Annotated in this window: 3 protein-coding genes; all 3 read right to left on the bottom strand. The window is 59.1% G+C overall.

The annotated features are described in order from the left end of the window. Nucleotides 1-22: 22 nt before the first annotated feature. The 3 genes from O2597_RS15975 to O2597_RS15965 are packed head-to-tail and all read right to left on the bottom strand — an operon-like array spanning nt 23 to nt 13,051. Nucleotides 23-9,364, bottom strand: a complete 9,342-nt coding sequence (locus O2597_RS15975; RefSeq protein WP_269526453.1) for an Ig-like domain-containing protein — start codon at nt 9,362-9,364, stop codon at nt 23-25. A gap of 26 nt (nt 9,365-9,390) precedes the next feature. Beyond that, nucleotides 9,391-10,377, bottom strand: coding sequence for a peptidylprolyl isomerase (locus O2597_RS15970; protein WP_269526452.1), 987 nt, complete (start codon nt 10,375-10,377; stop codon nt 9,391-9,393). A gap of 4 nt (nt 10,378-10,381) precedes the next feature. Further along, nucleotides 10,382-13,051, bottom strand: a complete 2,670-nt coding sequence (locus O2597_RS15965; RefSeq protein ID WP_269526451.1) for a cadherin-like domain-containing protein — start codon at nt 13,049-13,051, stop codon at nt 10,382-10,384. Nucleotides 13,052-13,055: the final 4 nt, after the last annotated feature.

The raw sequence follows: 13,055 nt of genomic DNA, 5'->3' as shown, positions 1-13,055 counted from the left end.
TGAACAAGGGGAACGGCAGCGCCTATGGGGTGATGTCAACCAGTCGATAGAACCGGTTATCCACTTCTGATGGCGGCGAGTCCGTACTCGATCCGTCATCAATCACGGTATAGGTCCTGTCGAAGCTGCTCACGGGGATACTTTCCGCCCATGGCAGCCAAGTGACCATGTCATTGCTGTATTCCAGTCGATAGCTGCGACCGGCTTCAACCGAGAAGGTGATCATGATGTTGCCGCTGCCATCCCCCACCGGCTCGATTTCCATTATGCCGGATGTGCCGGCGGCGGTTGTCAGTTCGATCGCGACATCCGGCGCAAAGCTGTCATTACGTACCGTCAATCGGTACGTCAAGTGCACCACTTCGGACTCACCGGAAGCCAATGGCAGGTTGAAGCGGATCCGGTAGGACTCGGTCCCAAGTTGTTTGACCGTGACGTTGTTGCTCGAACGGGTGTCGTCCTGGAAGTTGCCGGGCGTACCGTTCTCGTTGGTGCTGTACTCGGCAAAGGTCAGTTCCCACGACGGTGTGCTCCCCGGAGGATCCGTCATGCGTACGATGAAGGCTTCAGCCGGCAAGGTGCCCTGGTTCTCAACCCGGAAGGACATCCGGTAATTGTAGAAGAGCGTGGAATTGGGGTTTAGCAGGGTTGCCGTCGGGTCGCCCACTTCCCCATCCTCAAGCACGATAACCGGCGGACCTTCCACCGTGACGGTAAAGGAGGTCTCGACGTACAAGCCGCCGCGGTCGGTGCCGCGTATGGTGATTTCAGAGACACCGAACTGATTGGCGGCAAAGCTCAGGATAAGCATCTGTTTGTCGCTGTCGATTTGAACGCTGTCGAAGAGCGAGGGATCAGTGTTCCCGACAACCGTCCAGACCAGCTCACCGGCCGCGATGTCGTCATCCACGTCCGCAAAGAGCGGCGCCAACTGGAAGCCCCGGTCGAAGGAGTTGACCTGCAGGAGCAGGTCGGCGATCGACCCGGTCAGTGTCGGCGCGTCATTGATCGGAGTGACCGTGACCGTAGTCACGTCGACAATCGGAGATGCGACATATCCGTCATCGACACTCAGGGTGAAGTCAACGTCCTCCTGTCCCGGATCGATGTAGTCGATGAAGTTCTCGTAAGGCGTAAATACGATGGCTTGTAAGGCGGCTGAGACCGCAGCCGGTGTATCGACGATTTGGTATTGGCCAACCCCGGTCATACTCATGCCAGGAGCGGTCAGGCTGCCGTAAGTCGCATCATAGCTGACCGTGACGGTTTGTATTTGAGCACCCCATGCGTCGAGATCCGTCACCGTAACGCCGGCAAACGGGCTGACCGGCAGCTTGTCCGTCGTCGCCTTATCCGAAGTTCCGCTAATCACCGGTATGTCATTCACACCGGTAATCTCCACACGGAGGTCCGCCGTGTCACGATCGGCTTCAGTCGCCACGACGAGTACGGTCACCGTCTCCTCGAGAGTGCCACCGGTTTGGTCGACGATCGTATAGGTGAAGACTTCCTCGCCGACGAATCCGGGTGCAGGTGCATACAGCAGGGAGTTATATGGTCCCGAACCGTCGACCGAGGCAGAACCGCCCTGGTCCGGTGTCGAAACCGACAGAATGGTGTAGTCCTCGGCATCCTGCTCGAGCAGGTCGTCGTTGAGCAGCACATTCAGCGAATTGCCCGTGCTGTCTTCAAGAACGGTGAACGCATCCGGCTTGGTCAGCATGGAGCCCACGTAGACAGTCACCGTCGCGGTGGCACTGTCACCAAAGCTATCCTCAATCGTATACTCGAATGTTTCCGTGCCGAAGAATCCTTCCAGTGGCGTGTAGCTAAGCGAAGTGCCGTCCACGACTTCCACGGTGCCGCCCTGGTCCGGTACCGTCGCGGATGCAATCGTCCAGGACCATCCTGCATCCGGATACGGCAGGTCGTTCAGAAGGACGTCGAGTTCGACGGCGGGACTATCCTTGGCCACGTGGTAGTTATCGTCGACGGGCGCGGGCACCATGTCAAAGCTGTCCACCACGGTCACCGTGATCGTCGCTTCACGACGGTCAATCGTGCCGATGCTGATCTCATAATTGAACTCCTCGACCGTCGGGCTGGACGGCGGCGTGTAGAGGATCGTGTTCTGGCCGGCACCGATTGCGACCCGGCTCACATTCGGAGGCGCATCCGTGTCCAGACCGAGATTGACGATGCTCAAGGTCGCAGTCGGATTCTGTACCGTGCCGTCGTTCAGCAGGACCGGCAGCACCTGCTGCCCCGAACCGGCGACCACACGGTAATGGTCCGCACTAGCATGGAAGTTGGCCACATCTGCGACCACGGTCACTTGTACGGTCTGGGTTGTGGTCGCACCGCTTGCATCCTTGGCCGTGTAGGTAAAGCTGTCGGTTCCAAGGAAGGGGCTCGCCGGTGGCGTGTAGGCCACGCTATCCCCTTCGATTGCCACAATCCCGCCCGAGCTGGTCGCGCTCAAGGCGCTGAGGCTTGAACTGACCGGATACGCGGGCAGATCGGGGTCGTTTGCCAGCACATCCAAGAGGTTGGCAGAGGAACCTGTAATTACAAAGAAGCTGTCGTCATTGCCGCTCAGCTGGCCGGTCCGGTCTTCCACGATGAAGGTGACCACGGCCTCGGCGGTATTTGCACCACCGCCGCTCACGACGTAACTGAAGCTTTCTTCGCCGGTAAAGTCGGCTGCCGGCGGTGTGTAAACCAGGGCGGTACCCTCATTGATGATTTCCAGCAGGCCGGCCGCAGTGTCGATCGGGCTGACCTCGAGAATGCTGAGAGCGCTTCCTGTTGCCGGAAGGATGTTGTCGTTCGCCAGGACGTCGACCTCGATGGCCGTCGTATCCATGCCGATACGGAATTGGTCGTCAGAGGCGCTTACCAGTTCGTTCAGCTGCGCCATCACCACCTTGACATTCACAGTGGCGACATCCTGTCCTCCGACTCCATCTTCGATCGTATAGCTGAAGCTTTCCGTGCCATAGAATCCTTCAGTGGGCGTGTAGAGGAAGTATTGTCCGTCCGGGCTCACGAGCACCCCACCCTGATCCGGATCGGTGGCTGCAGTGATATTGAACCACGGCTGCCAAGTGCCGCGGGTGCCTTCGGGATCGTCGCTGTAGGCGACGGGGATACTAAAGTGGTCGCGGTCGATCACACTGACCGGATAGACCCCGTTGTAATCGCCTGTTCCCTCGTAGCCGGAGACAAGAACGAGCAGTCCGCTCCGCAAGGCATGGTTGTCCGATTCAATGATAAGGACGTCCGGATCCGCTTCATCCTCCTGGTAAGCGACAATCTCGACGGGGCCGGTGCCGAGTGCGGCGTCGTTCGCCAGTACCGGCAACAGGACGGACTCACTGTGCGCCCAGACACGGAAGCTGTCGTCGCTGGCCACCGTGCGGCTATTGTCGATGACGACATACGGGAATGTTTCGACAGCCAGTTCTCCTTCGATCAGGCTATCAATTGCAGCCGAATTTGCGTCATAGCGATAACTGCCGTCCGTGTTGATATTCAACTCGGCTCCCATCGGCGTAACCAGGTCACGTTGCGGAATAACCCAGGGATCATCATCCGGAGGTGTGCCGTTGATATCGACTTCCGTGTCATTGGCCAGCAGGCCATCCGCAGCGAGTACCACGGTCGTGTCATTCTCGAGGATTTCGAGCAGGTCATTCGCTGCCACCGGGGCATCGTTCAACCCATACACGAGGACGGTCACCGTGGCTTCGTCCGTGCCACCGTTTTCGTCATCCGTCGTATAGGTAAAGGTGTCGATGATCGACTCGTTGCGTGCCAGGCTTTGGAAGTTTTCGATGGATCGCGGATCATAGCTCAGGGTCGTGCCGTCAAAGCTGAGTGTCGCGCCCAGCGTGCTGCTGGCCGGAATGGGCTGCAGGATTACCGGCATGTCCTCTTCATTGACACCGTTCGTGTCCGGGTCGGTATCATTGGCCAGCAGTTCCGCACCTTCAATCTCAAGCAGGAGGTCTTCGGTGACCTCGTACCCGTCGTCATCGGTTGCGGTTGGCACGTCATTCACACCGGTCACGGTTACGGTCACCTTGGCGATGCTGCGGGCCCCGTGTTGGTCGACCACCGAATAGTAGAAACTGTCCTCGGTGGTCTCGCCTTGGCTCAGTGAATTCAGGATGGCCGAACCCCGCGGATCGTAGAGGATATTCGTCTCCGCCCGGTTGGCACGGAGATCAAGGACCACCGAAGCGCCCAGCGCACTGGTCGTCACCAGCAAGTCGGTCGGAACCTCCGTCGTGTGTACGGCGGACAGCAGGATCGTGGCGTTGGTATCGTCACTGTCCACATCGTCGTCGTTGTCCAGTAAGGCGAGTGTCGGAGCTGCCGGCTTGAGTACGACCGGGTTACCGGAGGCATCAAAGTCGCCGAAGTCGGCATCCTGGTCGCCAAAGCTGAAGACCGCCGGTGAAAGCAATGTCGCGTCGGCCAGAATGCGCACCGCCTGGTTTTCCGCGGTACTGAAGCTGTCGTCCATCGCGTCAGGTGCTTCATTCACACCGGTCACCGTGACGGTGAAGAAAGTCGTGGCCTTGATGATATTGTCTTCCTTGGTGGTGTCGTCGGCACCGCGTGACTGGGCGGTGTCGGTGTCATCGTAGTCGAGAATCGTGTAGGCCCAGATATCGGTGATTGTTTCACCTTCGGACAAGCCGATCATGGTGTCGGATGCGGTCGGGTCATAGCTAATTCCTGCGCCATCCGGGAGGATGCTGACCACGACACCTGTGGGATCCACAGTAGTGTCCGGAGATACGGGCAAATCTTCGAGGGTGATGACGCCGGAACCGTCGATCGCAAACAGCTCCTGGCTGATGACTTCACCGGCATCCAAGTCCATGATTTCCGTTACCTTGATCGTGTCCGTACGGTCGAACTCGATGTCATTGAGCATAACACCAGGCTCGAATATTTCATTGGCCAAGACACTGAAGCCCTCGGTTTCGTCACTGACTGCGATCGGAGGTGCATTGCCCCCACCCAATTCGGAACCGTCCACGTCGTCGCCGGGAGAGGTATCGTCCCCTGTTGTGATTCCCGTGACGCGCTCCACCACACGCTTGTGCGGAAGGAAGGCCCCTTCATAGCGCGGGTAGCGTGTAATGGATTGATCGGTGATGTCCAGTTCCGTGCCGGATTCGGCAAAGCCTGCCACATAATCAACCCAGAGGACGGACTGCCCGTCCGTGTTGCGCAGTTCCAACGTGCCGCGCTCTGCATTCAGATCGACTGTCGAGGTCCAGGCAAACCCGGCTCCCGGCGCCAAGACCTGGGTGCCGAAGGTTTGGGCCAGTGCACCGTCCACCCAGAGCTCCAAGCCGTCCATGTCCAGGCTGGCGGATTCACGCGGATTGTAGAACTCGATAAAGTCCTCATCCTCGGCGCCTTGCACGAAGATCTCGTTGATATTGACCCGCTTGAAGTTGTCCGCCTCGAAGGCACCGATGTCCGGATCATTGTCGCGCCAAACGCCGCGCTGGTCGATCGCAATTTGCTCTTCGACCGGAGTCACGGGGCGTGCATTGTCAATTGCCGGACTGGCGGCATCCAGTGCGTGCGTAAAGGTTGCCCCTCCATTGTCGGCGAGCGGCAGGAGCAAGGGGTCCGTGGAGACTTGGTCGGTCGGTTGTCCGAGCAGCGTGATGTTCTGGGCGACACCACCTTGTGTGTAAGTCGTCAGGGTCGCATCCGTCGCGATGTTGCCGCCAAGCGACTCAAACGCACCACCACCGAGGACATCGAGCACGAGACCTTGCTCGTCTGCGAAGATATTGTTCCGGACGACAACGACCATACCGGTGGACGCCGCGAGAATCGCGCTGCCGCTAAGCATGGTATCTTCGTTATTGTAGAAGGTACAGTGCTCGACCTGGAGGAAGAAAAAGTCGGAGAGGTCCGCATTTTCCGCGTAGATCGCGGCTCCGCCGAAGGCGCCGGTACCGGCCTGAAGGTTCTCGCTGAAGGTGCAGTTGATGATGCTGGAATCATAGGTCGTGTACACCGAGATCGCACCACCGGCCACGGCCGTCGCACTGGCCACCTGGTTGCCTTCAAACAAGCAGCCTTCCACGATTAGTTCGCCGAGGAACATGTCGATCGCGCCGCCGTACTGGTCGGCCGTATTATTCAGGAAGTGGCAGTAGCGAACCTCCAGGCGCGAATCTTCGTCGGCGGAAATCGCGCCGCCGTAGGAAGGCGCATAGCCGTCGGCCAGGGTCACCTGCTCGATCGCGAACTGGGCCTCCGGTTCCACATAGAAGAGCGCAACCTCACCGATGCCGTCCGCATCCAACTCGCCCACTCCGTCAGCTGCGGTATCACCGCTGATCGTTAGCAGGTCGACACCGGGGCCGACGATGGTGATGTTCTTGTTGACCACGAGCGTGCTATTCAGGCGGATCGTCACCGGATAGTCATCCACCTTGAAATCGAAGACGATGAAGTCGTTGTTGCCGGCGAGTTCGATGGCCTCACGCAGGGAGCCCGCGATGGGGTCCGCGCCGGGCGTGTTGTCCGCCGCGGAGGTCACGATGTGCGCGATGCTCTGCTCGCGAATCACGATCTCGAACACCTTGGTCGTGGAGTTCTCCGCCGGCGAGGTGTCCGTTGCCTGGAGCGTGAATTGGGTCTGTCCCGGTGCGGAGAGACTGAAGGGGTAATCCGGATCCAGGGTATACTTGAGTGCATTGAGTGCGGCAGTCACCTCCGCGTCGGTACCACTCATGGTGTAGGTCGTGCCTCCGTCACTGGTGGTGAAATCGTCAGTGCTCAGCGTCCCCTTGGCCGGATTATCCAGGGTAATGACAAAGTCCAGGCTATCATCGTCGTCCACCACTTCCAGGTTTGCGAAGGGGAACGCTTCCACGTCGCCGGATGCGTTAACGGATCCGGCGATCGGGTACGGCTGCTGCCCGGCCGAAGGGACCCCGATGATGCTGGGGGCGCCATTGACCGAAAGTACAATCACCGTCGTGTTGCTGTTCTGGGCGTAACCGCCGTTTCCATCCTCGACTTCGAGCGTAAAGGTCACGGTTTCGCGCTGACCTTCCTCGTTCCGGTTCGCGGTCGGCGTGAAGACCAGTGTTTGCAGGATCGCATTCACCTCGTCCGCGGTTCCGGTGATCTCATAAACATCGGTGCTTCCGATGCGCACGAAGTCTTCATCATCGCTTGAGAGGACACCACCACCTGCGAGTGGCAGGCCGGTGTCCGGATCCTCGCCGATCAGGCTGATCGTCACCGTCAGTTCCTCATCACCACCTTCGTCCACATCCGCCACACTGACCGTTGCGAATGGGGTTGCGGTTTCGTCGTCATCAATCCGGATCTCCGGGCTGTCGCTACTGATCGTCGGTGCATTGTTAACGGGAACCACCGTGAGGGTCAGACTGTCGGAGCTGAGCTCTGCCGAACCGTCCAATAGTAGTACCTTGATTGTGAAAATGACATTTTCCGAACTGCCGACAATGCGGTTCGCCGTCGGCTTGAAGCGCAGGGTTTGAAGTGCGGTTGTCGCGGTCGACGAAGTGCCTTCGAAAGTATACACGTAATCCCCCGCCCCGGTGTCGGTTTCCTTCGTAAATCCGGCCAGGATGTCGAAGGTGCCCTTCGCATCGTTGTCCAAACGGATTTCAACGAGACGGTTGATGCTGCCGAAACTGTTAAAGATGGCCGTGGCGAAGGGCAGGATCACGCCGTTGTCGGCCACTTGCTGCCCGGCGACCAGACCGGTCATGCCTGGGGTCGGTGTCGTTACCGTGAGTGTGATCGTGATTCCGGGGTTGGACGTTCCGTTGTTGCTGTCCTCTACCGTCAGAACCGCAGAATAGGTACCGTTGCTGCTTGGGGCCAGATAGGTCACCGCCTGGATGGCCTGTTGAACCTCGCTGAGGATCCCGGTAAAGGTATAGGTGTCGTCCTCGGTTTGAGAGAGGATAAACTCGTTGGAGCTGATCACGCCGGGCGTATCGCCGCCACTCAGGACAATGGTCGCGGTAAAGTCGTCGCCGTCGCCGTCACCTGAACCGGCGGCCTGGACATCGGCGTCCGTCACGGTCACCTGGTCATAAATGAAGGAGGACTCTCCGCCCGAGAGGCTGAAACTGGAGACGCCCGCGTTGTCCAACTCTGGCGCGTCGTTGACGGAGGTCACCACGACAGTGAGGTCTTCATTGTCCGATGCGTTCTTCTTGTCCTCGACGTCAATATTGAAGGTCAGGTTGTAGGTATCGCCCACGGGTTCCAGATTCGGGATCGGCTCATACTCGAGATTGCGGAGTGCGGTCTGTGCGGTGGCAACCGTTTGGCTGCCTGAGGCCGTCTTCGTAATCTTACCGCTACCGGCATCCGAAAATCCGGTACTGCTCAAACTGGCAGCCGTGAAGTCCCCCTTGCTTTCGTCATAGGTAATCACGATATCCAGTTGCTCCTGATAGTCAGGGTCTGTGAGCGAGACACCACTGAAGATTTTCGTCGTTTCGTCGTCGTCCGTGGTCGGGTTGGAACCCGGCAAGGTGATCGCCGGCGTGTCATTGATCGAGGTGACCTTGATCGCGACCGAATCGGAGACGGAATCATCGCCGTCATCAACCTTGACCGTCAGTGTCGCATTGTCGGAGTCCCCCGGTGTGATCGTATTTTCGGTCGGGTCGAAGACGAGTCCGCGCAAGGCGGTTTGGGCGGCACTGGCCGTTCCGGAAAACTCATAGCTCCCGTTCCCTTGGTCCACGAAGCCTCCCAAGGTGGTGAAGCTCCCCTCGCTGGCCGTGCTGATCGTGACGGTCACCGTGAGCGTTTCCCCGTCATCCGGATCGGTGATGGTCACACCGGTAAAGGGTGTCACGGTGGCATTGTCGTTCACGTTCTGGGTCGCCCCTAAGTCGCTGAGTGTCGGGCTGTCATTCACCCCGTTGATCTGAAGAGTGACCGTGGCGGAGTCCGGATCCCCGTCGGTACCGGACAAGGTATAGCCGAAAGTGTCGGTGGTGCTGTCACCTGAGTCCAGATAGTCAAAGGTCGAGCTCAGGCTTGCGTTGTAGGTAATCGTGTTCTGGGGGTTGCTCCACGAGATCAGGATCCCCTTCGTACTGGCCGGATTGACGAGGGAAATCGTCTTCCCGTCGCCTAAGTCGTTCGCGGTAAGGTCGGACTCATCATATTCCTTGTTCACCCCTGCGGTGACTGGATCGGAGGAGAGGTCGTCATTCACCGCGTCCGGGGCGACCGCGAGCGCGGTACCGGATGTTCCCAGCAAGAGGCTGGTGATGGCGATCAATCCAAAGTGCTTTCCGTCGGATAAAATGTTCGTCATGATGATAGCAATAAAGGGTCGTGGAATCAGGGCATTTGAGTGAAGGCTTTGCCGCCTTCCCCGTTGTTTTCGGTAGTCTTAAAATCAAGCTGCGAGAGTACATTGGAATGGAGCAACAAGCCGGCGTCGTCGCGCCATTGCGCTTTCAGCCGGGTTTCAATTTCCTGTTTCTTCGCCTGTAGAAGCTTGTGCTCGATTGAGGCCGACAACCGGCCTTCCATCGAGCGTACGGAGGCGGCACGCTTATCCAGAAGCATGAGCAGGTAGAAGCCGTCATCTGTCTCGATCACCGGCGAAAGCTCACCTGTTTCACTGAGGGCAAAGCTGGCTTCCACCACTTCCAACGGCCAACGATAACGCGCCTGCCCGTCCTGCAGCCAGCCGATGTCGCCTCCCTTGAAACGGCTGGTCCCCTCTTCCGAGTATTCCATCGCGAGTGCCCCAAAGCCGCGGCTGGTTTCCGGCAGCTCAGCAACTCGCTGACGGGCCTCTTCCAGGCGTGCAGACAGTGCCCGCCGACCGGCTTCATCCAGATGCTTGCCCTTCTTCAGATAGAGCAGGGCCGGACGTGCCAATGCCGGCTTGGTGTAGTCCCCGATGTGGGAATCGTAATAAGTTCCGATCTCATCCTCAGTCACTGCCAAGGCTTCCATGGCCTGCTCGACCTCCTGTTGGTGCAGGCGTCCGATCAGCAGGTTTTCCCATTGGTGTTGCAGGGCAAGGTCACGGTCCAGTCCAAGCTCCCGGGCACGCTGGAGTGCCGCCAACCGCTCTGTGTAGCGCTGCATAAAGGCATCCCTGTCGGTCGAAAGCAGGCTTCCCTGTGCTTCGAGGAAATCGACCTGCGCCTGAAGCTCACTCAAGCGGACTTCCCGGTCGCCTACTTGTATCGCAACCGGATCCGTTTCCACTTCCGGGGAGCACCCCGCAAAGACAGCGGCAAGGAGTGCCGTCAGGCAAACGCCTGCGATTGCCCGCCGGCTTGCGTATTTCTGTTGGGAGATTCCTTGCATGTGCTTATTGATTGATGAGTTCCACTCGGACGCGGATGAAGCAGTTATCTTCTTCGCCCTCGCTCAGGACACGGTAGCGGACACGACCGGCGTTTGCATCCGCTGCCGGCAGGGGAACGGATTCGAAATATTCAGCTCCGCTGTACCAGTTGACCAGATCCGGCGAGCACTCGACGATGTACTGCAGGTTTTCGTCGTTCAGGCGCTGCGTGAATTCGAAGTGCAAGCCGTCACTCTCACGGAAAATCTGCGGGACCAGACGTCCGCGCTCTTCGGCATCCACGCCATCATCGAGGTCCAGACCGTAGGACAGTGCATATTCAAGCAAGGCCTGGAATCCGGTCCGCGGTGAAGACACCGTGGCCAATTCCGATTCACTCAGGGAGGAATCGACCTCCGGCATGCTTTCCGCCAGCCATGCATCGAAGGCTTGAGCATCCGAGAGCAGGCGCACGGTCGCGGTTGTGGGCGTGCCAAGGGAATATTCCTCACTAAAGGCCGGCTTGATCGTCACGCTCACTGTTTCACTGGTTTCCGGATCGGCCAGGGAGCCGTTGGCCAGTGCCTCAACCGGAAGCAGCAGCGCCGCCTGGCTATCGGCAAAGGACACGATGGTCGGGATTGCGGTGAAATCTGTGCCGCTCACGCCGGTGCCGCCGATCTTGAGCAGCAGTTGCACGAAGCCGGAGCTGGGACCCTGGCGTCGGATTTGGAGATAGGCGGGCTCGCCACCGACCACGGTTGCATCCGTGATGGCGTTGATGCTGAAGCGTTGCTTTGCATCGACAATGCTGATCTGTCCGGAGAACACGGAACCGAGTACATAATTGGAACCGCTGGCCAGTCCCAGATTCACCAGTTCGGTGTACTCGTTGGCCCCGTCCAGCAGCGGATTCACTACCAGCGGAATGCTCCCCTGGCCGGCAGAGAAGCTCAGGCTGGACGGCAGGCTGGTGTAGTCCACCCCGTTGGTCGCGCTGCCGGAAATATCAAGGTTGACTGTGAGTGCGCTGCTGACCGGCCCGTTGCGCACCACGCTGAGGTCTGCGGTCGAATACCCTTCCTCGATGGCAGCCGTCGGCCAGCCTTCGATGGTGACCGAGACATAGCCCTGGACAGAACCGAGCAGCAGTTGCCCGAGCGACCAGAGGCGATGCAGGTCGTCCTGGCTAAGCTCGATGCCTTCCAGTCGGATCGTGGCATCGGTGTAGCCGCTGCCGTCGCCATTCATGTCGACCCCGATGGTGGTGTCGGCTCCATCATAACTGGCGAGCAGATAAGCATTCAATTGACCACTCTGCCCACTGACCAGATCGCTCAAGTCCAGGATATCCTCAAGGGAGCTGAAATCGGTAATCACTTCAAGGCCGGTGTCACTGACTATGAAGAGGTCGACTCCGGCGCCGCCGCTAAGGATGTCACTGCCCTCGCCGCCATTCAGGATGTCCCCTTCGTCGCCGCCGCCGAGGACATCGTTTTCCGAACCGCCGAGGATGAAATGTGAGCCCTGTTGGGTGGTCGCCAGGCTGACCGGGCGTGTGCAGGCGCGCTCGTCCCAGATGGTCCAGCCGTAGTTCTTGCCGAGAAGGTAGAGCAAGGAGGACTCGACCAGATCGCCGCTGATCACGTTTTCGCGGAGCCCCCAGTATGCCTCGTAGACGGTATTTTCGTCACGCCACCAGGTCGGGATCGCGCTGGATTCGCTGGCTTCCGCAACCGCGGTGCTGGACGGAGGGAAGATGTGGATTGCAACTTCGGCTTCGTCTGCGGCATAGGTGCCGTCTTCAAGCGAGACACCGAAGCTTGTGTCTTCCACCTGCGTGTCGGTATGGCGGTAGGCCAGCACACCGGCATTCAGCTCGGTCTGGGTGAACTGGTCGCCGACATTCAGGACCATCTCGACCCCACCCGCTGCGGGGATGCGCAAGAGATAGCCGCCGTCAGGTAAGGAGGTCAGTGTATAGACCAGATTTTCAGCACCGGTGTCGGCGTCTGCAGAACGCAGCCAGACACCGTTGAGTGATTCACCAAAGGCGGAAATTTCAGCAGTCTGCACACTGGGAGCCCGGTCATCCGAGAACGGGTTCGTGCCGTTGTAGTACTCGTCCAGATTGTTCCACCCGTCATCATCCGGATCCAGTTCGTCATCCGGGGTCTGCCAATCCAGCCCGTAGAACTGCTCCCACCAATCCGGCATGCCGTCGCCGTCGGTATCCAGCAGGTCGAAGGAGACCAGCAGGTCGATCCGGTGCGTGGCGGCCCGTGCATTCTGAAGGAGCTTAAGGATGTCGATCTCGGACCAAAGGATGGCGGCCGGATAGCCGTCCACCGTGATCGACTTGAAGGTGTACTCCGCTTCGCCCGTCCCGAGCGGGATGACCGACGAATCGACGGTCAGTCCGGAAGACAAGGCCTGGTGCGGAATCGAGATGCGGTAGGACAGTTCCCCGCCCAGGTCTTCCAGTTCGGCGGTGTAGGTGTACTCGGTACCCGCCTCGTTGCTCAAGGTCCAGCTAAGCGTTCCTTCGGTCAACCGGTGCTCGTTGCCGTAGGCGCGGTGCAAGACCTTCCCGTAGAAGATGGTTGAAGGTTCCGGCACATTGGCCGAGGCCGTCCCCAAGCCCATGGCAAGCATGAGTGGGACAAGCGGGAAAAAGCGGAAGATGGCTTTCATGTTT

The sequence above is a fragment of the Coraliomargarita parva genome, assembly GCF_027257905.1.
Lineage (GTDB): Bacteria > Verrucomicrobiota > Verrucomicrobiia > Opitutales > Coraliomargaritaceae > Coraliomargarita_A > Coraliomargarita_A parva.
Note: the sequence above shows the minus strand (reverse complement) of the source record. Positions and strands in the feature narration are given on the sequence as shown.

Excerpts from the sequence above, each read along its gene's own strand:
- O2597_RS15975 (WP_269526453.1), bottom strand. The coding sequence starts at position 9,364 with ATGACGAACATTTTATCCGACGGAAAGCACTTTGGATTGATCGCCATC.
- O2597_RS15965 (WP_269526451.1), bottom strand. The coding sequence starts at position 13,051 with ATGAAAGCCATCTTCCGCTTTTTCCCGCTTGTCCCACTCATGCTTGCC.
- O2597_RS15970 (WP_269526452.1), bottom strand. The coding sequence starts at position 10,377 with ATGCAAGGAATCTCCCAACAGAAATACGCAAGCCGGCGGGCAATCGCA.